Here is a 23,923-nt window from a genome sequence, read left to right as displayed (position 1 = left end):
TGGCCGGGTGCCGGCTTTCCCTGGGTCGGGAGCCGCCCCAGGCGGCACGAATGCCCGCAAGCCACGTGCCGTATCCCGTACCCCCGCTTCGACCCCCATGGTCGGGTCCCCCTTCCAGTTCGCCCGGCCATCGGGCTTGTCTGGAAGGGAAGTTACGGACGGTGACTTGTCGTCCGCGTCCCGCCAGGGAGCTGTCCTGGGACGTAGCTCTCAGGTACTACGGGTATGAAGGGGGTACAGGTCAGGGGCGGTTCGGGGGCGGGTCACCAGGCCAGTTGGGCGATCTCCTCCGCCACCACCGCGCACGCGTCCGCCGCCGGGTCGATCAGGGGGAAGTGGCCGACGTCCTCCAGGAGCGTGAGGCCCACGACCTCGCCGGCCTTCGCCGCCGCGTCGGCGTACGACTCGGCGACCGCCTGCGGGACGGTGACGTCGGTGCGGCCCTGGACCAGGGTGGTCGCGATACCGCTGGGGAGCAGCAGGGACGGGTCGGCGTACGGGCGCCGCTCGGCGAACTTCTCGTCGCCGCCCAGCAGTTGACGCGAGGCGCCCCCGCACACGTCCAGTTTGTCTGCGACCTCGAAGTCGGCGATCGGGGCCAGGGCGACGACGCCGCGCAGCGGTGCGGGACGGCCGGTGCGCCAGGGGGCGTCGGCGGGCAGCAGATGGCGGGCCGCTCCCCACAGGGCGAGGTGCCCGCCGGCCGAGTGCCCGGTGATCACCATGCGGCGCGGGTCGGCCCCGGGAAGGGACTCGCGTACAAGGGCGGGCAGCGCGTCCAGCGCGGCCGCGACGTCGTCGAAGGTCTCCGGCCACCGGCCCGCGACGGCGCTGCCGCCCTGGGCCGGGAGCTCACTCCCCCGCCGGTACTCGACACTGGCCACCGCGAAACCCCGCCGGGCCAGGAAGTCCGCGAACGGCGAGATGTGCCGGCGGTCGTACGGAGCCCGCCACGCGCCGCCGTGCAGGACGACGACCAGCGGGGCGAGGGCCCCGGGCACCGCCTCGGCGCGCGGGGCGTAGAAGTCGATCAGCTGGTCGGGATGGTCACCGTACGCGGCGGTGGAGTCGGGATCTACCGCCGGGTGCGAGAAGGCCGACTCCTCTTCGGCAGCGGCCCGGGCAGCTGCGGCGTCGTCCGGCATGCTCCAACCTCTCAGCGACGTATGGGTATTGACTTGTGGCGGACCGGGGAGGGAAACCGGCCGTTGGCGGGGACGGTATCAGGCCCGTGACGTGCGCCGACACGGGGATGTCACGCTCGGTGAGGGAAAACGGTTCTGTGGCCCTCGGGCCGGGCGGTTCCGCGGCCACCGAAGCCGCCGCGCACCGCCCGCCCCGCACACCGCAAGCCCCGGGAGTCCCGGGAGCGATCCGGCACGGGCCCCGGGCTATCCGGCGAGATCGCCGAGCGTCTCCGCCAGCACCCGGGCCGCCCGCTCCACGTCCCCGAACCCGACGTACAACGGCGTGAACCCGAACCGCAGGACGTCCGGGCGCCGGAAGTCCCCGACCACCCCCCGCTCGATCAGCCGCTTCATCACGCCCCCGGCATCGTCGCAGCGCAGCGCCACCTGGCTGCCGCGCTCCTCATGGGCGACCGGAGTCAGCGACTCCACCCGCCCCTGGGGGACGTACGCCGACACGCACTCCAGGAAGAAGTCCGTCAGCGCCAGGGACTTGGCCCGCACCGCCTCGATCGAGACCCCGTCCCAGACCTCCAGCGCGGCCTCCAGGGCGAGCATGGAGAGGATGTCCGGCGTGCCGACCCGGCCGCGCAGGGCACCGGACGCCGGTGCGTACTCGGACCGCATGCCGAAGGGCTCCGCGTGGGAGTTCCAGCCGGGGAGGGGGGAGTCGAAGCGGTCCTGGAGGTCCTGGCGGACGTACAGGTACGCCGGTGAACCCGGGCCGCCGTTCAGGTACTTGTACGTGCAGCCGACCGCCAGGTCGACGCCGTGCTCGTCCAGCCCGACCGGCAGCGCGCCCGCGCTGTGGCACAGGTCCCAGACGGCCACCGCGCCCGCCGCGTGCACGGCGGCGGTCAGCGAGGGCAGGTCGTGCAGGCGGCCCGTGCGGTAGTCGACATGGTTGAGCAGGACGGCAGCCGTACGGGCGGACAGCGCGTCCGGCACCTCCGCAGGGGTCACCGGACGCAGCGTGCATCCCGTCAGACGGGCCGCCGACCCGGCGATGTAGCCGTCGGTGGGGAAGGTCGTCGCGTCCACGAGGATCTCGTCCCGCGTCCGGTCCCCGTGCTCGCCGGAGACCAGCCGTACCGCGCCCACAAGTGCCTTGAAAACATTGACACTTGTCGAGTCACCGACGACGATCTGACCGGTCGCCGCCCCGACCAGCGGAGCGATCCGGTCACCGATCCGCTCGGGCGCCGTCCACCAGCCGCTCTCGTCCCAGGAACGGATCCGGAGCGCACCCCACTGCCTGCGTACGACGTCGTCCAGCCGCCCCGGGACCGCCGCCGGAAGGGCGCCGAGCGAGTTCCCGTCCAGGTAGACGCCCGCGGCGTCAGCCGCATGATCAGACACAGCGTCGAGGACGAACTGCTTGCGGATCCCGGCCAGTTCGTCGGCGGCGTCCAGCTCTCCCGCCCTCACGTTCAGTTCGGACACCTCAGACATGAGACCTCGCCGTCCACAGCTCGGGGAACACGTTCTTCTGCGCGCGCTTCTCCAGCCAGGCGACGCCTGCCGAGCCGCCCGTGCCGGGCTTGGCGCCCATCGCGCGGCGGGTGGCGACCAGATGGTCGTTGCGCCATCGCCACACCAGCTCGGCCACGTCGGTCAACGCCTCGCCCAGGCGGGCGAGTTCGGTGGTCTCGTCGCCCGCGTAGACCGCGGTCCAGGCGGCCTCGACGGCATCGGACGGCTCGTACCTGCTTGAGACGTCGCGGCGCAGCACGGACCCGGGGATCGCGCAGCCGCGTCGCGCCATCAGCCGCAGCACCTCGTCGTAGAGGCTCGGCTCGGCGAGGGCCTTCTCCAGCTCGGCGTGGACACGGGGTGCGCCGCGGTGCGGGACCAGCATGGACGCGGACTTCTCGCCGAGCAGGAACTCCATCCGGCGGTACATCGCGGACTGGAAGCCGGAGCCCTCGCCCAGCGCGCTCCGGTAGGCGTTGAACTGGGCCGGGGTCAGCTGCCCGAGCGGCTTCCAGGAGGCGTTCAGCGCCTCCAGCTCCCGTACGGAACGCTTCAGCGCGGCGACCGCGGTCGGCACGTCGTCGGAGCGCAGGGCGTGCGCCGCGGTCTCCCACTCGTGGACGATCACCGTGAACCACAGCTCCATCACCTGGGTGGTGACCAGGAAGACCATCTCTCCGGGATCGTCGGAGAGGGTGTGCTGGAGGTGGGTGAGCACGTCCGCCTTGACGTAGTCCTCGTAAGGCGTCGTACCTGCGAAGTCGAGATGCGGAGTCTCGGGCTCCGAAGCCTCGTGGGGCTGAGCCTGGTGGGACATCGCTGTCTCCTGTTGTTACTCCGGGTAGCGGTCCGCCCCTGCCGTTACCGACACGGGGGCCCCGGTCCCCGCCGGGCATCCTCTTCGATGGTCCGCCCGGTACGCAAGGCCCGCCTGCTCACACAGGGCGGGCCCGTACGAGAGGGCAGACCCCGGGGCCTGTCGGCGGGTCGAACCCGACCCTGAGTCTGGGCCGCCGTCGGTGAGGAGTCCTTCAGGAACTGGGTGCAGCGCTCGTACTCCTCCTGCTCGCCGATGGATCCGGCGGCGCGGGCGAGGGCGCGCAGGGCGCGCAGGGAGCCGCGGTTCGGCTCGTGGTCCCAGGAGGATGGCGGGATACGTAACTGGGAGCATGAGGGACGGTATGACCGAGCAGGAGTGGCTGGGCGATCTCGCGGCCCAGTTGCCAGAGCGCGACCCGGAGTGGGTGCTGGACCTTACCCGGATCTGCTCCACCGAGTGGGCGGGCGACAAGCCGCCGACATGAGATTCGGTCCAGATGGACACCCGTCCGGCTGCTGATATTTGCGCAGGTCAAGGCGTTGGCAGTACCGGCTTTCGCGTGGTTCTGCAGGGGCTCGGGGAGCCGGTCCGCCCTGCGGGAAGACGCCCATCGCCTACTTCAGGATCATGGAGACTCCCCTGAGCGTCACCAACGTCCTGGCCTCATACAGCTGGTCGTCGATGCCGATGACGGACAGGCCGCAGAGAATCCGCCAACGACCATCACCGCCGGCGTCCAGATAGGAATCGGTCAGCGCAGCACCCAGGCAACCAGACCGCCTGTCTCGGTATCGGATGGGGCTGCTGATGTTCGGCACCCACACACGGACCCCGGGACGGGTTCTCTCGTGGGAGTCGAGGGACTCCATCACCACTAGCAACTAGTCACTGCGTTGGCCGTTGTAAAGCAACGCACTCTGGCCACTATGTCAGAGAAGGGGCCGTCGACCCGTTGGCTGCATCCCCCGCCTCATCAATGAATACTAGAACTCCGTGAACGTACCGCATGGGGTGAGAATTTCTCTCGCGGTTTGCAAATTTCTCCAAGAGTTCATAGCCGACGCACAGCACAACTTCATTCCCTCGATATGATTCCAGGTTAATCACGGCAGCCTCTAGAGAGCCAACCTCGGTGACGAGCAAAGGAATGCTGCGGGACCCTTTGATCGATGCCAATCCAACTCGAGCATAGAGCGAAGGTACCAGTAGGTGCCCGCTGGCATTGGCGATCACAGCCCCATCGGCGTCGCTCAATTCAGAAATGCGATCGCGGGCATGCTCGAAAATTTCCACAAGGGCTACTATTTCTTGAATAGTAACCGCAATCACGTCCGAGGCGGCTGGCGCCGGGGGATCGGACTGGCCGCTACGGCGTGGACGCATTTATGCGCTCCCGGAAGTTCTGCAGCAAGGAACGGGCTGCCTCCAATACGCCCAACTCCCTCGTAGCAGAGCTGGGTTACCCGGGAGTCAGGTGATATCGAGAGTACTGTAAGCGCTTTCTCGGCTGGCCATACAGAGTGAATTATGTGACATTCATCACCGCTACGTAGCTGAGGCATCACTGCCAACACCCTCAGTCCGTGCCGTGCAGCCGAAGGCAGCGGCCAACGCTCTTACTGATGACAGCAGGCCGGCTTCGCATGAAGCTGACCCGCTGCGGCTCTTCAGCTACGCGCGACGCCTCTTTCGAGTTCTACGCAGGATGTCCCCCACGTACGTTGCACTTCCCGCCGCAAAGAGAACGGCGAGGATCGTTTCCCCTTGCAAGGCCAGCCACAGAGTAAAACTGGCTAGCAGGATCGCCATCACGGCTTCACCTATTGTTTGGATCTCGCCGGGTCTGAGATTTCTCAACCCGCCTCCTTCACTGGGAAGTACCTCACCTGCCTGAGGAAGCCGCAGTCCGGAGCGGCGTCCCGAACGTCCGCACCCAAGTGGCAGACTGCTTCCATGACGACGCACAAGAACCTGCTCGGCGGCCCGGACCCGACCTACCTGCCGGAGAACGAAGACGCGTACCGCCTGCTGGGTGAGGAGTCCCAGCCCCCGGCCGAGGTCGCGGCGAAGCATCCGACGTTCTCGCTCGCCTGGGCGATGCTCGCGGACGACGCCTTCGAGGCGGGGCGAGTGGTCGAGTCGTACGCCTACGCGCGCACCGGCTATCACCGCGGTCTGGACTCGCTGCGCCGTGCCGGGTGGAAGGGCCATGGCCCCATCCCTTGGGACCACCGGGCCAATCGCGGGTTCCTGCGCTGCCTCGCGGCCCTCGCCCGTGCCGCCGGCGCGATCGACGAGAAGGAAGAGACGGAGCGTTGCTGGCAGTTCCTCAAGGACAGCAGCGCCGAGGCGTACACCGAACTGAAGCGGTAGTCACCGCAGTTGAGACGTCTGTGCCGCCGTCACTCAGGCAGCGGCGGCACGGAATGCGGAAACCGAACGATTACATGTAGCGCCATTCTCCCGGGCACCGGGCCGTGGCCCATCCAGCCGCTGCGGCGCAGGACGTCCAGGCCGCGGTGGTAGCCCGTACGGGCGTAGGCGTACGACTCCACGACGCTGCCCCGCTCGAACGCGTCGTCGGCCGGCTGGGCCCAGGCCAGCGAGGACGTGGGGCACTTTGGCGGCGACGTCCGCGGGCGCGGTCCGGCCCGCGAGGAGGTCGCGGGGCGCGGGGTCGTCGGGGAGGCGGGTCGTCGGGGAGGCGGGTCGTCGGGGAGGCGGGTCGGGGGCGGGCCCCCGAAAAGGTTCTCGTGAACCGACAGGGGTTCCAGCCGTCGGCGGTGGTCTTTCCCGTGAGGGGACATCTGACGCATTTCTGTCAGCGGTCGTCGTCATCGCAGGTCCGACCGCGATCCCCCGGTCAGGAACGCTGGAAGAACTCCACCTCCGCCAGGGCGAGATGCCGGCCCGGTGTCAGGCCGGTGGCCGAGCGCAGGACCAGGCGTACCGTCTTCACGTCGCTGATCCCGGTGACGATCGTCTGGGTGCCCGCCTTGTCGCTGAGGGTCAGTTCCTTGTCGTGCCGGTCGCCGTTCTGTGTGGTCACCTCCAGGTCCATCCGGAGTGCGCGCCCCTCGCGGGCGTACTCCTGCGGGTCCTTGGACGCGCCGTTGGTGATGATCATGTCGACCATGCGGAACGGCTTGCCGAAGGTGTACGTCACCGAGGCGCCCGGTCCGGGCACGCCCCAGTAGCGGTTGGCCAGGCCGTCCGTGGTGTTCGTCACCGGGTGCCCGGGGATCTCGGCGGTGGCCACGGTATGCGACGGGGTCATGGGCTTGGGGTCGGACAGCTTGTCCAGGGTGTCCTCGTACAGGGCGCGTCCGGCCGGCAGCAGCAGGACGGCGCCCGCGCACAGGGCCGCCACCACGGCCAGGATCACCAGGAGCCGCACCAGCCGGCCCGAACTCGCCCGCACCCGGCGGCGGAACGGCCACACGGTCCGCCACCACGGCAGCGGGTCGGCCTTCGCGCTGGGCGTCAGCGGCGCCGCACAGCGCCGGCAGAACCGGCGCTCCGGCGAGTTGGGCGTGCCGCAGGAAGGACAGGGCCTCCCCGCCCCTTCCTCCGCCACCGCCACGGGCCGTACGACGGGGCGCGGGGCCACCGGCTTCGCGGGCAGCACGGGCCCGACGGGGTCCGCCGCCGGTGCCTCGGGGGTGGGGGCAGCAGAGGGTACCGGCGGGGCCTGGGGCGGCCGTGGCGCCGTAGCGGATGCGGGGGGTGCGGGCCCGTCTCCTGCGGCGGGCCTGGAGGGTTGTTCCGGTGTCGCCGTCGACGCGGGTGGCGTGGCGGGGGGTGCGGAGCGGGCGGCGTCGGGTTCGGCCGCCCTGGGCGCAGGAGTCGCCGCCTCCGGCCGGTCGGCGGCGGCGTTCGCAGTGTCCGTCCTGTCCGGTTCTCTCACCTCGCCGCGGGCGCGGCCCGTCAGCCGGGTGCGCAGTGACGAGGGCGCCGGGGCCGGATCCGGGACGGCCGGGGGCTGCGAGGGTGCGGGCGAGGCCGACGGCTCGGCCGTCGGAGGCGCGGACGTACTCGCGCCTGGCGGCTCAATCGGCGCAGGCGCGGGCGCAGGCGGGGCCGACGGCTCAGTGGCCGCGGGAGTGGCTGCGGGCGTGGGCGTGGTCGGCGTCGGCGTCGAGGTCGGGTTCGACGTGTCGTCCGACCAGCCCAGATACGCTCCGCAGTTGCCGCAGAAGTCGTCCGTGGGGCTGTTGGACGCTCCGCACGCGGGACATGCGCGCATCACGTCACCTCCGTTCGTCGGCGGGCGGGCCGGGCAGGACCTCCACCCGGCAGACGCTGTGCACCGGGCACATGGCCCGGACGATCTCGCGGACGCCGGCGACGTCCACGTGCGCCGCGCGGTCCGGCCACACCCGGACCAGGGGCGCGTCGGCGGGCGCCGGCGGCAGGTCGGTTCCGGCGGTGTTCGACCACCACGAGCCCCCGTCGTCGTGCACCTCGGCGCGCACGCCGAGGGCGAGCCGCAGGGCCTCGACCAGGCCGCGCCGGGTGCCGCGCCACCGGTGCAGCTCCACCGCCCGGACGACCGCCTCGCGGCGCAGCTCCACCGGCCACTGCGGATCGTCCGCGGCACCCACCCAGGACGCCAGCCAGGCCAGGAAGTCCGTCGGGGTCACCCGGGGATCGAGGTAGGCGGGCAGGTTGTCGAGGGTCGCGAACACCGGGGCGAGAACGGTGTCGAGACCCGCGGTGAACCGCTGCGCGAAGTCGTCGTCGGCGTACAGCGCGGGCAGCTGCTCGCCGATCGGGTGCCGGCTCGGCAGTCCGGGTACGGCGGCACGGCTCATCCCCGTGCCTCCGGCTCCATCGCCGTGACGACCACCTGGTGCTGGTAGGAGAAGACCAGCGCGCCCGCGGCCAGGTCGATGCGGTCCGCCGGGGCTCCGCGGCGGCCGGTGATCGGGTCGGCGGGGAACAGCCGGATCTCCTCGACCACCGCGTTGCCGGTGGCGCGTTGCAGGACGCCGAAGATCTCGCCGTACTGCACCGGCCGTCCGAACGGCCACCCCGTGCCGTCCGGGCCGCCGCTGAGCGGGTTGAGGTGACGGAACAGGGCCGCGAGTGCCGCTTCGCGCACCTTGTCCGTGTCGCCGGGCGCCGTCGCCAGCCGGGCCACCACCGTCACGCCCTGGTAGACCGGCGGCTCCACCACGAGACGGGTGCCGATCAGGCGGCGTTCGTCGAGGCTCGCGGTGATCGTCTGCAACACCTGGTCGGAGGGGATGAGCTGCTCGAAGCGGAGCCGGTCGTCGCCCTCGTCGGCGACCGCGTCCGGCACCACCAGGACCCGTACCGCGCCCGCGCCGTCCGCGGCGGGCAGACAGCGCACCCGGCGCACCGAGGGCGCCGCCTGGCGGCTGATGATCTCGTAGTCCTCGGCGGTCACCGCGCGTTCCTGCATCCGCAGCGCGTCCGGCGCCCGCAGCTTGGCGTTGTCGAGGGTCTCCCCGGCGACACCGCCGCGCGCCGCCTCCCGGTTGGTGACCCTGGCGATGTACGGAACGGAGCTGAGCAGCACGGAGATCGCGCCGCGGGCGACATTGCCCGCCGGGCCGCCGCCGGTGCGGTAGCGGGCCACCCGGATCTGCGCGCCCTTGGGCGGTACGGCGCCGCACTGGCGCAGCGTGCCGTCGGGCTCGCGCAGCACCGGGGGGAACGTGAACTCGCCGGTGGTGGGCTCCACTTGGACGTGCCGGTCGGCGGGCCCGGAGCGGCCGAAGTGCTCGACCACATCCCAGCGCTGCCAGCCCTCGGCCGAGGACACCTCCAGCACGGGGGGACCGCCGTCGAGGAGGACGGGCGGACGGCCGAGCCGGAACGTCTGTCCCGCGACGCCCTCCGAGGTGCCGAGCGGTACGTCGGTCACGGTCTCGGCGTGCTCGACGGACATGGTGCCGCCCACGGTGAACACCGAGGCCTCGCGCACCGTCGGGGACTCCGAGTAGAACGGCTGGCCCGGCGCCGCCTCGGTGACGCGGCAGCGCAGCCAGCCGGCCCGGGTGCCGCCGATCACCGACGCCGTGTGCCCGGCGGGTACGTAGACGATGATCTCGCCGGGCCGGTTCAGGCCGCCGGTGGTGTCCTCGCCGGTCTCGCACACCTGCCAGCGGCCGCCGTCCCAGGCCTCCCACACCAGCGGGGGCTGGCGCGGGTCCACGCCGACGCCCTCCACGCGGCTGTCCAGTTCCACCGCGACCATGCAGCGCGGCACCGCCGTCGGCAGGCCGAACAGCAGCGCGTCGCCCGGTTCCGGTGCCGCCTGGAAGGCGGGCACGTCGTGGCCCTCCGCCAGGGTCCCGGTCCGGTCGGTCTGCTCACCGGTCCGGGGCGCGGTCACCAGACGTATCAACTCGCTGGGCACGATGCGCAGTTCGTCCGTGGTCGCGAACACCACGGCGTCGTCGGTCCCGCCGTTCTCGCCGCTCGCGGTGGTCACCTCGGTGCCCGCGGTCAGCGTCACCGTGTCGGGCTGCGGCGCCGACAGCCAGAAGTCGACCTCGGCGCCGGCCGCGGCCGGCGGGAACAGGCGGATGCCCAACAGGTCGAGGAACGCGGTGTAGTTCTTGTCCGGGACCCGGTTCAGCCGGTACAGCAGCTGGTCCACGAGATAGGCGAACGTCTCGATCAGGGTGACGCCCGGGTCGGAGACGTTGTGGTCGGTCCACTCCGGGGCGCGCTGCTGCACGTACCGCTTCGCCTCGTCGACGAGTTGCTGGAACCGCCGGTCGTCCAGGTTGGGGGAGGGCAGGGCCATCAGTCGGCGACCATTTCCTCGGCCCCCTCCTCGGAGGGGATCGTGTAGAAGGGAAAGACCAGGTTGCGGCGGTCGTTGGTGGAGCGCAGCGTGTAGTGCACGTCGATGTAGAGGGTGCCGGCCTCGACCGCGTCGAAGGCGACCACCACGTCGTCGACCTGGATACGCGGCTCCCACCGCTCCAGGGCCTCCCGCACCTGCTGTCCGATACGTCCGGCGGTGGCACCGTCGCCCGGGGCGAAGACGTAGTCGTGGATGCCGCAGCCGAACTCGGGACGCATCGGGCGTTCGCCGGGCGCGGTGCCGAGCACCAGGCGGATCGCCTCCTCGATCTCCTGCTCCCGTTCGACCATGCCGATCCCGCCGGTCGGCCCGACCCGCATCGGGAACCCCCAGCCGCGCCCGATGAACCGCTCGCTCATCACACACCCCCGATCAGGACGTTCAGGGCGCCGCCCGAGATCATCGCGCCGCATGTCGTCTGGTCGCGCATCCGCGCAGCCGGCAGCCCGCCGATGAGGACCAGGCCGGAGGTGAGCCCCGCCGGGTTGGGCATGACCACGTTGCCCGGCCCCAGGGCCAGGTGCGGCGGCACCACACAGGCGTGCACGCTGCCCACGACGGCGGCGGGACGGCCGCCGATCAGCACGCGCGCCACCGCCGCGGCGGCGCCGGGCGGCGGGGTGGCGATCACACCGCCGTGGTTCGTGGGGTCACCGGTACGGGCTGCGGCTGGCATGTGGTGCTCCTTCGGAGATCGGGGACGGTGGGCGGGCGGCAGGGGCCAGGTGTCATAGGTCAGTTGATCCGGATCAGCTTGGCCTTGAGGACGGCGAGCAGACCGCCGTCGACCGTGACGTCCGACGAGCCGTTGATGCTCACGGAACGGCCGCCGATCTTCACGCCGACCCGGCCGTTGATGTCCACGTTCCGGCCCGACACGCTCACGTCGCCCCGTCCCGCGTCCAGGGTGATGCCCTTCTTGTCGAGCGTCACGGAGGTGAGGGGCTGTCGACCGCCCTTGCCGGCGAACACCTTCAGCTCGATCCGGTCCCTGCGGTCGTCGAGGAACACTTCGAGGCGCTCGTCGGCGGACCTCAGCCGCACCCCGGACGGACCCGGCGCCCGCGCGTCCAGCAGCTCCACCCGATGCCCCGAACGCGACACCAGGGAACGGCGGTTGACCTTGCCGTTGGTCTTGTCGATCAGCGGGACGTCGTGCTTCGAGGGCTTGTCCACGCCGTTGTAGAGCCCGCCGATGACATACGGGCTGTCCAGCAGGCCCTGCTCGAAGCCGACCAGGACCTCGTCGTTGACCTCGGGGCTGACCACGCCTCCGCCGCCCTTGCCGCCCCACTGCACGGTGCGCACCCAGTCGGTGACGTAAGTGTCGTCCAGCCAGGGGAACTTGAGCCGTACGCCACCGCGCTCGGCCCCGGCCGGTTCGCGTACGTCCGTCACCACGCCGATCGCCAGACCCGGCATGCGCGGGCCGCGGCCCGGTGCGTTGGCCCCGGTCACCAGGCCGGTCAGGGAGCGGTCCGGGCTGGCGCTGACCCACACCGTCGTCCGGTACCCGCCGTGCGGTTCGAGGACGTGTTGCACCGCCGTCGCCGTGTACTTGCCGGAGAACGCCTGGCCCACGTTGCCGAGCGCCACGGGCTTGCCCGCCCGCAGCCGCGGATTCCCCTCGGCCAGCACCTCCAACTCCCCGAAGTGCGCGCTCACCTGGTCGGCCACGGCGTCGGCGACCGCGGTCGTCTCGGCCTGGGTGCGGTAGGGGGTGTCCGTGACGGTCAGCTTCGCCGACTTGCCGAACCGGGAGGCCGCGAGCGCCGGGCTCAGTCCCGGCACCACCGTGTCGCTGGTCACCGACGGCTTCCGGGCCACCAGCGGCTTCTTGGTGGTGACGTCCCAGCCGCGCACCTCCACCTGCGAGGCCCCGTCCGCGGCCGACAGCGAGGCCCGCAGCGCCAGCAGGTTGCGCCCGTACTCCAGCACCATCGGGTTCCGGGTGGCCGGGGTCGAGGGCGCGGGCGCGCCGGACGCCTTGTCCGGCTTGGTGAACTGCAGCACGCCCTTGTCGTCGACGCGCACCTGCGCGCCGCTCTCGCCCGCGAGGAACTGCAGGAACTCCCAGTCGGACACGTTCGCCTGCGAGAGCTGCTTGTACGTGACCGGCGCTGCCTCCACCTTCCCGCAGGTCAGCCCGGCCCCGGCGGCGACCTTGCGGACGATCGCCGAGGCCGTCATGTTCCGGTACGCCACCACCTTGCGGCCCCGCTGCAGACGGTGCGCCTTGGAGTAGGCACGCACCACCGTGAACGAGCCCGTGCTGTCCCGGTCCACCTCCAGGGCCGTCACCTCGCCGTTGAACAGCCGCTCGCGCGCCTGCCCGGACACGGTGACCACCGACACCTTCAGCGGGGTGCCGATGGTGATGCCGGTCGCCTTCAGGAACTCGTGGTCGGGGTCGCGGAAGGTGAGCTGTGCCGCGTCGGGCAGGCCCACGTTCTCGTCCACCACACAGCTCACCAGCTGCGCGGCCCAGATCGGCGGGAGTTCGCCGGGCGACTCCACGATGGGGTCCGCCGCGAACGAGCGGCCGCCCTGTGCCTCGGGTGTGGTCACCGTTCCTCCTCAGCGCCCGCGTCGGGCAGTCCCGGCAGCACCAGTTCGGTGCCGGGTACGAGCGCCATCGGGTCGTCGATGCCGTTCGCCTCCGCGATGACCCGCCAGGCCGTCGCGTCGCCGTACTCCCGCCAGGCCAGCAGCGCCAGGCTGTCGCCCGCCACGAAGGTGTGGGCACTGCGGGCGGTGCGCGAGCCGGACGTCGGGTTCTGGCCCGGCGGGTCGACGCTCGCCTCCTCGATGGACAGCGCGCAGGTGGCCCGCAGCGGCTTTCCGTCCACGTCGAACAGCGTGTACGACACCGACAGGCTCGACAGCACCCCGTCGAACGACGTGGTCCGCGAGGTGCCCCACTCGAACCGCACCCACGGGCTGGCCGGCTTCTTGCGGCCCAGGCTCGCCTTGGTCGGCACGCACCCCTTCATCAGCTTCTCCACCGCCCGCTCCACGGAGTTGTCGTGGGTGGCGGTGGCGTCCAGGAACACCTCGAGGCTCAGCGTGCGCGGCCCGCTGCCGACGAACTCGGGCAACGCCGACTCCCCGGCCATCCGGGACGGGGTGCGCCGCCACTCGGTGGTCTTGCTCAACTGCAGGGTGGAGGGGTTGAACTGGAGGTCGAGCCGGGTGATCGTCCCGCCGGGCTTCGCGCCGACCGAGGCCGGGGGTTCCTTCAGGGTCAGCCGGGCCCTGGTCCGGGTGGAGCGGGTTGCAGGGGACATACCGGGGCCTCCTTTCCGGGGGCGTAGAGGCGGATGAGAAGCGGCTGGCGACAGTTGACGGGGAGGGTCAGGACGGGCGCAGCCCCTGGTGGGCGATCTCCAGGGTCTCCACCGCCGCCTGCGAGTTGCCCGGGTCGAAGGAGGGCCCCTGCCAGCGCACCGGGACGATTCCGGACACCTGCCAGCTGATGATCCGGGTCAGGTCCGGTTTCAGCGCCACGATCTCGCCGTCCTTGGGCTCCACCCGCTTCAGCGTCTCGTCCAGCCAGCGGGCGATCTTCGCCGTGTCGGCGGTGACCGGCCGGGTGAACGTGATGTTCGACCAGCTCACCCGGCTGGGCAGTTGCCAGGTGAAGCCGTTGTTGCCGCCCTCTTCGTAGCTCTCCATCTCGACCTCGGCGCCCATGCCGGAGCAGGTGTGGAAGGCTCCCAGGTCGTTGCCGCCGATGGCGAGCCGGAAGAACACGCTCGTGGCGAAGATGTTGTCCGTCATGCGTCTGTCATCCGTTCCATGGCCTGACGATTCCTGCCCTCACATTGCCTGCCCTGCCCTCAGCGGCGTCCGTCGAAGGGGCGGCCCGTGCGGTCCCGGCCGCGCCGCAACTCGGTGCGCAGCAGCCGGGCCATCGGGTCGAGCAGACGGCGTGCCAGGTCGTCGAGGTCGAGGCCGGGGTCGTCCTGCGGGGTCCCAGCCGCGGCGGGGGTGCGGCCGGACGACGCGGAGGCCGACCGCGAACGACCGCGCGCCGGCACCGCCTTCACCGGTACGCCACCGGGCAGGGCGGTGTCGTCAGCGCTGCCGGAGGCGTACGACGAGGCCTGCCGCGAACGGCTGCGGTCCTTGAGCAGCGCGCTGTCGTCGACGGCGCCGGAGACGGTGCGCTGCACCGGGGTCCCCGTGGTCCGGCCGTTCCCGGCGCGGGCCGGCCGGACCACGGGGACCTGCTCCGCCGGTGCCGTGGGGTTCGCCGGGCGGTCCGCGAGCGGCGGTGCGTGCGGGGCGGTGACCGGCAGGGAGCGCGCCGGGACGGCCGGGGCCACGGCGGCCGCCACCTGCCCGGGCGGCGCGGGCCGGACGACCGGGACGCGCTGAACAGGGCTTGGGGAACCAGTCGTTCCAACGCCTGCGGCACCCGTGGCACCCGATGCGGAGTGCGCGGTCGCGGCCCGTTGGACCTGCGGGGTCGCCAGGGCGGCGGCCTCGGACGGGCCCGGACGGTGCGCTGTCGGCCGCGCGGGCGCCCCGGGCGTCGGTGCGATGGCCGGCGTGATGCCGTCCTGCGCGGCAGCCGGTGCGCCGGGCCAGCGGGCCGCGACCACGGGACGGCCGGCGGCCGGCGGCGCCGTCGTCCCTTCCTGGGCTCTGGTACTCAGGGTGAGCGGGCGGGCGGCGAGCAGTTGGAGGGTACGGGGGGCGGCCGGGGCGGAGTGCCCGGCGTGCGCTGTGGAGCGGGTGACGGTGAGCGGGCGGGTGCCGGTCGCCGGGGCCGAGGAGGTCGCCGGGGCCGAGGAGGTGGCCGGGGCGGCTGGGGCTTGGGACCGCTGACCGCCTGGCCGCACACCGGGCAGTCGTACGTTGCCTGCCGGGCCCTCCGTGCTTACGGCAGGCGCGGCTGCCGCTGCCGTAACGGGCGTCACCACAGGCGTGGCGGGTCCGCTTCCGTGCTCCGCGGGACTCGGCGAAGTGGCGCCCCCGGCCAAGGAGTGGTCCGCGAGACGGCGCTGTACGCCGCCCGCTCCGAGCAGCGGCGCGGCCGATCCGCCGGTGTCTCCGACTGCCGGGGACGGCAGTGGAGTCGACTGCGTCGAGCTCCGGTCCTGGCGTGCCGGGGCTCGCTGGACGTCCGGGGCGGGCGAGCTGCCCGCGGGGCGGGCGCCGGATGGGGTGGAACCTGCCGGGGCGGCGCTCGGGGGCAGGGCGGACAGCGGGGCGCCGAGGCCGCCGCGGGCACGGGCGCCGGTGCGGCCGGGGCTGTCGGGCATGCTGCGTGCCGTGCCCTTCGTGCCACTGTCCTGCGAGCGTCGAGTGTCGGCCGCGTCGGTCGTGGCGTCCGCCTGGCGCTGGACGACGGGCAGCCCGGATCCGGCGGCGGGCGCAGGAGCCGTGCCGGGGGTGCTCGGCCCCGAGGGAGCCGCTGCCGAGGACAGTTCGGTCGTGGGGGCGCCGAGCGGGGCGCGGCTCTCCATGCGCTGAACGGGTACGTCGGCGCTCGGCGGCAGCGCAGGCAGGGGGCCGCCCAGACCGCCGCGGGCGCGAGCGCCATCGGGGGCGGGGGCGCTCGGTGTCAACGGTGCGGTGGTGGACGGCGATTGGCTCGGCGAGGTGCCGTCCGTGTCCCGCTGGACGACGGGGAGGGCAGGGCTGGGCGCGGGCTGCGCGGCGGTGGAGGGCGGTTGGCCCGGCGAGGTGCCGTCCGCGTCCCGCTGGACGACGGGGAGGGCGGGGTCGGGGGTGGGGCGCACGGCGGCGGCATCCAACGTCAACGGTGCGGTGGCGGAGGGCAGTTGGCCCTGCGGGGTGCCGAGCGGCGCGCGGCTTCCCTCGATCGTGGCGGCGCGCTGCACGGGGGCCGTGGTGCCGCTGCCGGGCGCCGGAGGGGTGGCGGGCCGCAGGGCGGGGACGCGGCGCACCGGTACGGACGACGGGCGTCGGGCGGCCGTCAGGGAAGGCCTCGGCGGGACGGGCCGGACGACCGGGCGGGATGTCTCCGGCTGTCCGCCTGCCCGGGCGGGCTGAGCGGCGGTGCGCTGGACAGCCGTACCGGACGGCGCCTGAGAGGCGGCGGGCCGGGGCGCGCCCCCGCCGGCAGCCGCGCTCGGGAGCACCGACACCCGTCGCACCAGTGGAATCTCCGGAGCGGCCGGCGGGCGGCCGGTGTCGGAGGGGGCCACGACCGGTTGCGCTGCTGCGCCCGGCCGCGCGGCCCGCTGGACGGGCGCAGGCGGCGGCGAGAGTGTGGTCCGTGCAGAGCCGGCGCCCGAACGCCCCTTCTCCGTGATCCTGCTGCTGGTGTTGCTGTCGCCCCCGGATCGGCTACGGGAAGGCCGTGCCGCGAAGGGTGCCGGGCCCGCGCCGTCCTCCGGGTCGCCCGCCTCCTCCCGGCGCAGTGCCCGGAGCAGCAGCGGACCCCCGCCGGCGAGGGTGGCCTGCGGGGTGGCGGGGTGGGTGACGCCGTGCACCAGGCCGGTCGGGGCGGCGGACAGCACCGCGTGGCCGAGGCCGGCGTCGAACGACGGGTTCTGCCAGGAGGTGAGGTCCGCGCGGAAGACGAGCCCGTCGCTCACGCCCAACGGGGCACGGGACAAGGTGAGTTCGGGCGGCGCGGCGCGGCGCCAGCCGCCGTCCCAGTCGCCGGGCACGGAGGAACCCCGGCCGCCGCCGGGGACGCCTTGGTCCGGGCTGTCGCCGGAGGCGGCCTGCTCCGTACGCGGACGGTCCGCGGCCTCCTGGCCGGCGGCCCGGCGGCGCAGCCTGTCCCGCCATGCCATGCGCTCAACCGCCTTCGTTCACACGGGTGTTGATACGGGCGATCTCGGCCACCCACTGCCGGCGCTCGTCGTGGGTCAGGTCGAGGATCTCCTCGCGCTGCCAGTGGAAGTGGTAGGCGATGTACGCGATCTCCTCCCGGAGCCGGGGAAGGGCGTACGTCACGATTCCCCCAGGCGCCCACCCGAGAGGTCGACCTCGAAGCCGCCCTCGCAGTGCGGGCAGGTGACCGCGGCGCGGGTGTGGCCCTCACTGTTGACCCGGCGGTAGAAGTCCTGGAGGAAGGCGACGTCGGTGGCGTACATCCGCTCCACGACACCGGCGTGCACATCGGTGATCGAGCCGATCCGGGTGATCACCTGGCTCAGCAGCACCACGCTCAGGTACGCCGGGTTCTCCTTGACCCTGAGGTCGATCTGCGGACGCAGTTCGTCGCGGGCGGTGGCCAGGCGCATCGCACCGTGGCGGTGCACCGTGCCCGCCTCGTCCACGTAGCCGCGCGGCAGCTCGAACTCGAACTCGGTGCGCAGCCCGTGGTCCTCCCGCCGGGGCGGCGGGGCGGCGGCGGGGGCCGCCGCCTCCTGGGCGGGCTCCGTCATCTGGAGGATCTCGTCCAGGTTGCCCGCGGTGACCGTACGGCGCCTCATTCGACCGTGATCTCCTCGAACACGATCGTCACGGACTCGGTGGCCGGAGACGACTCGCCCGCCTTGAGGGAGGGGCCCTCCCACTTGGACACCCAGCCCTGCATCAGCTGGATACGGCGGACCGTGTTGAGCTCGGAGTCCATGATCTCGATGGTGAGGTTCTGCCGTGCGGAGGAGACGGCGCCCTTGTTCAGGGTCTCCTTGATCCACTTGGTGAACTCGCTGCTCTTGTCGAGTCCCCGGGTGATCGTCACCTCGCCGGCCTGCCGGGCGCCGGGCTGCTTGCGGATGATCTGCTTGCCCTGGTCGCTGACCTGCTTGACCTCGACGACCTCCTCCTCGACGGTCAGCCCGCTGACCTCCTGGATCGACTCGACCCGGTAGCCGCCGAGCTGTACGCCGAAGACGTGGGTGGAAAGAGCATCGCCCTCTGCCATGACTGTCTGTCACCTTTCCTTGCTGAGCCGTTGTTCCTGCGGACCCGGGATCACTCGTCGACGAGGCTGGTGCTGTCGGAGAACTGCGCCAGCCGGAAGATCACGAACTCCGCGGGCTTGACCGGCGAGACGCCGATCTCGCAGACGACCCGGCCCTGGTCGATGGACTCCTGCGGGTTGTTGTCGCGGTCGCACTTCACGTAGAACGCCTCTTCGGCGGTGCGGCCGAACAGCGCTCCCCGACGCCACTCCTCGGTGAGGAACGCGGTGACGTTGCGCCGGATGCTCGACCACAGCCGGTCGTCGTTCGGCTCGAAGACCACCCACTGGGTGCCCAACAGGATGGACTCTTCGAGGTAGTTGAACAGGCGGCGCACGTTCAGGTAGCGCCAGGCCGGGTCGGAGGAGAGGGTGCGGGCGCCCCAGATCCGGATGCCGCGGCCGGGGAAGGCCCGCACGCAGTTCACGCCGATCGGGTTCAGCAGGTCCTGCTCGCCCTTGCTGAGCCGGATCTCCAGGTCCACCGCGCCGCGGATCACCTCGTTGGCGGGCGCCTTGTGCACCCCGCGCTCGGCGTCGCTGCGCGCCCACACACCGGCGACGTGACCGCTCGGCGGGACGGTGGTGTTGCGTCCGGCGGCCGGGTCGAAGACCCGCACCCAGGGGTAGTAGAGGGTGGCGTAGCGGGAGTCGTAACCCGCCTCGTCGTTGCGCCAGGTGCGCACCTGCTGGGCGTTGAAGCCCGGCGGGGTGTCCAGTACGGCGACCCGGTCGCCCATCTGCTCGCAGTGCGAGATGACGGCGAGCTGCACGGTGCGCACGCCCTCGGCGTCGATGTCGCCGCGCTGGTAGGCGCCCATCAGGTCCGGCACCGCGACCATGGTGATCTCGTCGATCGTCTCCAGACCGCCGAACCCGGTGCGGGCCAAGGCGTCGCCGACGTACTCGGCGGGGTCGAGGCGGGCGACCTCGCCGGAGCCGTCCGCGGACGGCGCGCTCGGCGCGTCGGGGACCGCCACGGTCTGGGCGGCGGGCTTGGACTGGGTGGCGCCGCGCTGCTCGGTGACCTCGATCAGCTTCGAGGCGCGGGCCTGGTTGACCAGGTAGCCCTTGACGTTCTTGCGGGTGGAGACCTCGTACGTCTCCGCGACCTGCTCGCCCCGGCGGACCAGCAGCTTGAAGCGGTCCTCCGGCGGGTTCTCACCGTCGGCTTCGGCGACCTCCACCGACACTCCGGTCACACCGGCCTTGGCCGCGACGAGGAAGCCGCCGAGCTCCACCGGCTCCGCGGCCCTGCGCTGCCGGGCGCCGTCGGCCGCCGGACCGGAGGCGTTCTCGGGGGCACCGCCGATGCGCACCACGTAGGCCGCGCCGCCGCCGTTGGAGAAGTACCCGTAGACCGCGTGGGCAAGGTAGGTGCCCTCGGTGAAACCGCCGAAGGTCTGGCTGTACTGGTCCCAGCTGGTGACGAGCGTCGGCGCGTGGAACGGCCCGTGCTCGGCGAACCCTACGAACGCGGCGACGGCGGTGCCGACCCCTTCGATCGGTCGGGCACCGGACTGCACCTCCTCCACGTACACGCCCGGGGTGAGGTACGTCGGCATGCTGGCTCCTTCACGTCCTTGCGGGGCACCTGTGTCCAGGGCGAGTCTGCGCGGCGGGCGGGGCGGGCGGGAGGGACCCGGGGACCTGGTCGGGGGCAGGCCTGCTGCCTTTCCGTACCTCGCTCACGGACCGTCCGGACATCACCCACCTTTGCCCTCGCACTGCCCGTGCGGACCTGGACGGCCGGTCGGCGCGCGTCGTCCACTGGGGGCCGCAGCATGGGTGCGCCGAACGAGGAGGCTGTAGATGCAGAGGTCAGGACGGCGTACCGAGGGGACCGAGGCCGAGCAGCCCGTGCGCGGCGCAGCCGCCGCCCGACGGGAGACATCCTCGGCCGGCGCCGCTGTCCCGCCCCCGCTCACCGCCGACGTGCTACGGACAGCGCAGGGCGGCGCAGGCAACGCCGCGGTCACCGGCATGATCGCCCGCCGCGCCCGCACGGCGCCGGCACCGGAGCAGCTCGACACCGGGGTGCCCGAGGTCCTGAACTCGGGTGGCAAGCCGCTTCCCGCACCGGTGCGGCAGGACATGGAGTCCCGGTTCGGCGAGGACTTCTCCGACGTCCGTGTGCACAACGACAGCGCCGCGCGCGATTCGGCCGCCGAAGTCGGCGCTCGCGCCTACACGTCCGGCAGCCATGTCGTGATCGGTGACGGCGGGAACGACCAGCACACGCTCGCGCACGAGCTGACCCACGTCATCCAGCAGCGCCAGGGGCCGGTGGCCGGAACCGACAACGGCAGCGGGCTCAGGATTTCCGACCCTTCCGACCGGTTTGAACGCGAAGCCGAGGCGAATGCCCACCGGGTCATGAGTGCCTCGCCCGCCCGTACGGTGCAGGACGCCGGGCAGGAAACGGCGACGGCCCCGACCGACGGAACGCCCGCGGTGCAGCGGGTGAGCGCGGGGGAAGAGGAGGAGGCGGCATACGAACGGATGCACCGCAACCCCGCGGGGCCCGCCCTGCGCGTTCGCGGCCCGTACAAGTCGAAAAAGGACGGCAGGACCAACAACCAGGTCACCGACCCCGCCGTCTGGGCCGGCTTTCCGGCCGAACACCGCGAGGCCGCCGGCAGAAAACAGCGCATGGAAATCCATGACGACCCCCAGACCCTGCACGAGACGGACAGACCGCTGCGCGACGCGCTCTCGAACGCGGGCCGGTCCATGGAGCCGGACTGGCAAGCCATGCAGCACCCCGAGGTTCTGGAGGCGATGGGCCGCAGGGACCCGCAGACGCGGGGCTACTGGGCACAGCAGGATCAGCGCGACGCGGACCTGACCCGGCAGTCGGCCGAGCGGGTCACCCAGTACTGGAGCTCCCCGGAGGAACAGGCACGGCGGCCGGCCCCGCAGGAGGTGGACGCCACCGTGGCCGACGCGCCGCGCACCGCCGACGGCGCGCCGTCGGCCGCGAACCAGCTGAGGGCTCTGCTGGACAAGCACGAGGGCGTGATCCTCGCGGGTGAGCACGCCCAGTCAAAAGTGTGGGGTTTCGTGATCGACAACATGCAGATGCTCAGGGATGCGGGGGTCAGGACCATCTATCTGGAGAGCATAAAGAGGGACGACGCGTACCAGTCGCTGGTGGATGACTACCTCTCCTCCAGCTCCACCGAACTACCCCCGAAACTTTCCGTCTTCGCCCAGTCGTACGACAGGAGCATGACCCTGGGGGACCGTGGCATGGTCGCACTCCTCGCCGCCGCCAAGCAGCACCGCATGAGGGTGAAGTCCGTCAACGGACGGCCCGCCCGCACCATGGCCGGGGAGGAGATGTACATGCGGGCGGCCAGAATGAACACCTACGCCGAGCCGGTGGTGCGGCGCGAGCAGGCCCGCGAGGGCGCCGGAAAGTACATCATGGAACTCGGTGGAGCCCACGCGGTGCTCCACCCGGCGCCGAAGAATCCCCCGATCACGTCGCACGGCGTCCAGTTCGACCAGCCGTTTCCCGGGCTTGCCGAGATGCTCGGCATCCCGCCCATGGGACTGGAAGAGGACGAGCAGTCAGCGGACAGGCTGCGCCTGCAGCAACGGCCTGACCACGGAAGCCCGTGAAAGGGGGCGGGCCCCGCGGCCCGCCCCTCACGCGCCGGTGGCCTCCGCCAGTTACCGGCCGAACTCCCCCTCCAACACCAGCCGCCCCAGCTTCCGATACTCCTGCGCCACCGCCGTCACCACCTGCCGCATGGTGAGCGGCTCTCCGTTCGAAGCGGGCGGCGACGAAAACCCAGCGGGTGCGGAGTCCAGGTCGCGCACCGAGCGGACCGAGGCGCGAGGAAAGGTACCGCCATGCACGCGAAGGAACAGCCGGAGAAGGCGCACGCCGCACGCCGCGCGCCGAACCCGCCACGGCGCACCGGTGCGGAAGTGCCACCTGCTGTCGGGCACATGTCTCCGCAGGCGGCCGCGACCTTGCAACGCACCGTCGGAAACACGGCGGTGGCACGGATGCTCGAAGAGCGGCGGGACGGCACCCGCGCGGACGAACAGCCGGTGCGGCGGCCGGCCGTGCAAGCAGCGGAGGCCGGGGCACGGGCGTACACCACCGGCAACCAGGCGGCGACGGCGAGCGTCCAGCGAGCCGAGGAAGGCGTGATGGAAGCGGACGCCCCCACGAGGGCGAGCACGCCGCCGGCCGACGAGGCCGCCCTGCTGGTCTCCACGGACCTCGATGCGGTGATGGTCCGGCTCAGCGCGTCGCTGGAGGCCAACGCACTCCAGAAGACGCGGAAGTTCAACCCCTGGGAGCCGCACAAGAAGTGGCCGGAGGACTGGCTGCTGGAGAATACCCGGCTGAAGTGGGTCCTGGAACGGCGGCTTGTCCTCGGGAAGGCCTTCCAGCAGGACGAACTCAGGGACATCGAGATCCTTTCGGCGAAGAAGGCGAGCTGGCTGAACGATGTGGGCATAGGCACGCTGGAAGAGGCCAGGCAGATCGCCGCGGGCAAGAGCGGGACGGCCGACGCGGGCAGGAAAGCGAGCGCCAAGGGCAAGGAAAGGGCCGGGCAGGCCGAGGAGAGGGAGCGCGCCGACTACTCGGCCTGGCTGAAGCTCACCCCGGGACGGCGCATCCTCGCCGCGACCCTCGCCTTCCAGACACAGGCGCCGGCCCCCGGAACCGCCACGCCGAACAATCCGGCGTACACCCTGGGCCGATTCATGCGGACCAACGAGCTGAAGACCGACGATCCGGAACGGGAGACGCTGGAGAACGAACGGAACGAGCAGATCCGGGAAACGGCCGTCGACACCCTGTTCCCGGACGGCCTGCGCGAGGAGCAGAAACACGAGTCGGCCGGCGACCACGCGACGGAGGAGATGCAGGGGCGGGACGCCTTCGCCCGGAACATCCTCACCAACGTCCTGCTCGTCCTGCGGCACGGTCTCCAGGTCATGGGCAAGGACGGCAACTTCGTCGACTACAAGGAGGGCGACGTCATCCGGGCGCTCGCCCACGGCGGACGCGTCCACATCCGCATCCCCGCCCTCCGCAAGGGGGAGAGCCCCCATCAGCTGCTCGACTTCCTCGGCGCCACCGACAACGGCACCCCGAACCAGCACATGCTGAAGCGCGACTACGCCACGCACCGGTCCTCCGTCGGCAAGAACAAGGAGGGTGAGCCCGGCAGCTTCAAGGAGAAGGGCGGTGTCGGTGCGGCGCTGAAGAACAAGATCTCGGAGTACGTCCCCGGCATGACCACCCCGGACCTGCTGGCGGCCAACGTCTCGGGCGGCGGCTTCGGAACCAAGGACTGGAACGGCGACGTCGTCCTGCCGAACGGCTCCTACGGCCACCTGCTGCTGGTGTTCACCGCGCCGACCGCAGAGCGGGACGGCGCCCTCCAGGTCGGCCTCGAGACGGTGGCGCCCGGCGCCCGCAGCCCGGTCGGCTATCACCACGGCGTCAGGTCCACGGAGGCGACCGCCAACCCCGAGTCCGTGCTGCACGGCCACAAGCAGGACAAGATCGGTACCACGAGGGTGGAACTGGGGAAGACGGGCGGAGAGGACTGGCACGACTTCCTGCGGACGATCCAGCAGGACTGGGTGGCCAAGCTAGAGGCAGCCAAGGACACCGTCCAGAAGAGGAAGCTGTACGAGGAACTGGTCGGCCCGCGAGCCTAGAACGC

The 23,923-nt window shown here is 71.8% G+C and carries 22 protein-coding genes and 1 pseudogene; 4 read left to right on the top strand and 19 right to left on the bottom strand.

All coding sequences use genetic code 11. From position 1 onward, the window contains the following. Nucleotides 1-263: 263 nt before the first annotated feature. From LJ657_RS15990 to LJ657_RS15975, 4 genes and pseudogenes are all read right to left on the bottom strand, one after another. On the bottom strand, nucleotides 264-1,145 hold the full coding sequence (locus LJ657_RS15990) for an alpha/beta hydrolase (protein WP_232649275.1): 882 nt from the start codon (nucleotides 1,143-1,145) through the stop codon (nucleotides 264-266). Between the two features lie 246 nt (nucleotides 1,146-1,391). Continuing rightward, the gene (gene kynU, locus LJ657_RS15985) at nucleotides 1,392-2,639 is read right to left on the bottom strand and encodes a kynureninase (RefSeq protein ID WP_269786534.1); all 1,248 of its coding nucleotides are present in this window, start codon (nucleotides 2,637-2,639) and stop codon (nucleotides 1,392-1,394) included. Continuing rightward, nucleotides 2,632-3,477, bottom strand: a complete 846-nt coding sequence (locus tag LJ657_RS15980; protein ID WP_232649273.1) for a tryptophan 2,3-dioxygenase family protein — start codon at nucleotides 3,475-3,477, stop codon at nucleotides 2,632-2,634. Before LJ657_RS15980 ends, kynU begins: the two co-directional genes overlap by 8 nt. A gap of 179 nt (nucleotides 3,478-3,656) precedes the next feature. Further along, nucleotides 3,657-3,809: pseudogene (locus tag LJ657_RS15975) on the bottom strand (DUF3151 family protein); the annotation flags it as partial. Nucleotides 3,810-3,829: 20 nt separating this feature from the next. On the opposite strand from LJ657_RS15975, the gene LJ657_RS48105 reads away from it, so the two are divergent. After that, nucleotides 3,830-3,964 carry a hypothetical protein gene (locus LJ657_RS48105; RefSeq protein ID WP_269786533.1) on the top strand — a complete coding sequence of 45 codons (135 nt, stop codon included), beginning with the start codon at nucleotides 3,830-3,832 and terminating at the stop codon, nucleotides 3,962-3,964. Between the two features lie 440 nt (nucleotides 3,965-4,404). On the opposite strand, the gene LJ657_RS15970 is transcribed toward LJ657_RS48105, so the two are convergent. Next, a complete protein-coding gene (locus LJ657_RS15970; protein WP_232649272.1) occupies nucleotides 4,405-4,863 on the bottom strand; it encodes a hypothetical protein in 459 nt (152 codons plus the stop codon). Between the two features lie 570 nt (nucleotides 4,864-5,433). Between LJ657_RS15970 and LJ657_RS15965 the strand changes: the two genes are divergently transcribed. Next, nucleotides 5,434-5,853 carry a DUF3151 domain-containing protein gene (locus LJ657_RS15965; protein WP_232649271.1) on the top strand — a complete coding sequence of 140 codons (420 nt, stop codon included), beginning with the start codon at nucleotides 5,434-5,436 and terminating at the stop codon, nucleotides 5,851-5,853. A 29-nt stretch (nucleotides 5,854-5,882) separates the two neighbouring features. On the opposite strand, the gene LJ657_RS15960 is transcribed toward LJ657_RS15965, so the two are convergent. From LJ657_RS15960 to LJ657_RS15890, 14 genes are all read right to left on the bottom strand, one after another. Beyond that, a complete protein-coding gene (locus tag LJ657_RS15960) occupies nucleotides 5,883-6,287 on the bottom strand; it encodes a DUF3151 family protein (protein ID WP_269786532.1) in 405 nt (134 codons plus the stop codon). Nucleotides 6,288-6,343: 56 nt separating this feature from the next. Continuing rightward, nucleotides 6,344-7,108 carry a zinc ribbon domain-containing protein gene (locus tag LJ657_RS15955; RefSeq protein ID WP_232649270.1) on the bottom strand — a complete coding sequence of 255 codons (765 nt, stop codon included), beginning with the start codon at nucleotides 7,106-7,108 and terminating at the stop codon, nucleotides 6,344-6,346. A 622-nt stretch (nucleotides 7,109-7,730) separates the two neighbouring features. Further along, complete coding sequence (locus tag LJ657_RS15945) at nucleotides 7,731-8,294, bottom strand: phage tail protein (RefSeq protein WP_232649269.1); 564 nt, start codon at nucleotides 8,292-8,294, stop codon at nucleotides 7,731-7,733. Beyond that, on the bottom strand, nucleotides 8,291-10,261 hold the full coding sequence (locus tag LJ657_RS15940) for a putative baseplate assembly protein (protein ID WP_232649268.1): 1,971 nt from the start codon (nucleotides 10,259-10,261) through the stop codon (nucleotides 8,291-8,293). Before LJ657_RS15940 ends, LJ657_RS15945 begins: the two co-directional genes overlap by 4 nt. Beyond that, nucleotides 10,261-10,683 carry a GPW/gp25 family protein gene (locus LJ657_RS15935; protein WP_232649267.1) on the bottom strand — a complete coding sequence of 141 codons (423 nt, stop codon included), beginning with the start codon at nucleotides 10,681-10,683 and terminating at the stop codon, nucleotides 10,261-10,263. Before LJ657_RS15935 ends, LJ657_RS15940 begins: the two co-directional genes overlap by 1 nt. Beyond that, entirely contained in the window at nucleotides 10,683-11,000 is a 318-nt protein-coding gene (locus tag LJ657_RS15930) for a PAAR domain-containing protein (protein WP_232649266.1), read from the bottom strand. The genes LJ657_RS15935 and LJ657_RS15930 overlap by 1 nt, the downstream gene beginning before the upstream one ends. Before the next feature lie 59 nt (nucleotides 11,001-11,059). Continuing rightward, complete coding sequence (locus tag LJ657_RS15925; protein WP_232649265.1) at nucleotides 11,060-12,892, bottom strand: VgrG-related protein; 1,833 nt, start codon at nucleotides 12,890-12,892, stop codon at nucleotides 11,060-11,062. Beyond that, a complete protein-coding gene (locus LJ657_RS15920) occupies nucleotides 12,889-13,611 on the bottom strand; it encodes a CIS tube protein (RefSeq protein WP_232649264.1) in 723 nt (240 codons plus the stop codon). Before LJ657_RS15920 ends, LJ657_RS15925 begins: the two co-directional genes overlap by 4 nt. Before the next feature lie 67 nt (nucleotides 13,612-13,678). Further along, a complete protein-coding gene (locus LJ657_RS15915) occupies nucleotides 13,679-14,104 on the bottom strand; it encodes a phage tail protein (RefSeq protein ID WP_232649263.1) in 426 nt (141 codons plus the stop codon). Between the two features lie 59 nt (nucleotides 14,105-14,163). Beyond that, nucleotides 14,164-17,100, bottom strand: coding sequence for a hypothetical protein (locus LJ657_RS15910; RefSeq protein ID WP_232649262.1), 2,937 nt, complete (start codon nucleotides 17,098-17,100; stop codon nucleotides 14,164-14,166). A 4-nt stretch (nucleotides 17,101-17,104) separates the two neighbouring features. Then, nucleotides 17,105-17,263 (bottom strand): DUF6760 family protein, encoded by a 159-nt coding sequence (locus LJ657_RS15905; protein ID WP_020938517.1) that lies wholly within the window; start codon nucleotides 17,261-17,263, stop codon nucleotides 17,105-17,107. Further along, nucleotides 17,260-17,745, bottom strand: coding sequence for a zinc-ribbon domain-containing protein (locus LJ657_RS15900; protein WP_232649261.1), 486 nt, complete (start codon nucleotides 17,743-17,745; stop codon nucleotides 17,260-17,262). The genes LJ657_RS15905 and LJ657_RS15900 overlap by 4 nt, the downstream gene beginning before the upstream one ends. Further along, nucleotides 17,742-18,182, bottom strand: a complete 441-nt coding sequence (locus LJ657_RS15895) for a phage tail protein (protein WP_232649260.1) — start codon at nucleotides 18,180-18,182, stop codon at nucleotides 17,742-17,744. The genes LJ657_RS15900 and LJ657_RS15895 overlap by 4 nt, the downstream gene beginning before the upstream one ends. Before the next feature lie 50 nt (nucleotides 18,183-18,232). Then, complete coding sequence (locus LJ657_RS15890; protein ID WP_232649259.1) at nucleotides 18,233-19,786, bottom strand: phage tail sheath family protein; 1,554 nt, start codon at nucleotides 19,784-19,786, stop codon at nucleotides 18,233-18,235. A 247-nt stretch (nucleotides 19,787-20,033) separates the two neighbouring features. Between LJ657_RS15890 and LJ657_RS15885 the strand changes: the two genes are divergently transcribed. Continuing rightward, nucleotides 20,034-21,848, top strand: coding sequence for an eCIS core domain-containing protein (locus LJ657_RS15885; RefSeq protein WP_372487922.1), 1,815 nt, complete (start codon nucleotides 20,034-20,036; stop codon nucleotides 21,846-21,848). Nucleotides 21,849-22,082: 234 nt separating this feature from the next. Beyond that, nucleotides 22,083-23,918, top strand: coding sequence for a PE-PGRS family protein (locus LJ657_RS15880; protein ID WP_232649258.1), 1,836 nt, complete (start codon nucleotides 22,083-22,085; stop codon nucleotides 23,916-23,918). Nucleotides 23,919-23,923 lie beyond the last annotated feature (5 nt).

The sequence above is a fragment of the Streptomyces guryensis genome (genome assembly GCF_021261325.1).
Taxonomy (GTDB): domain Bacteria; phylum Actinomycetota; class Actinomycetes; order Streptomycetales; family Streptomycetaceae; genus Streptomyces; species Streptomyces guryensis.
This window is presented reverse-complemented; position numbering and strand designations above follow the sequence as displayed.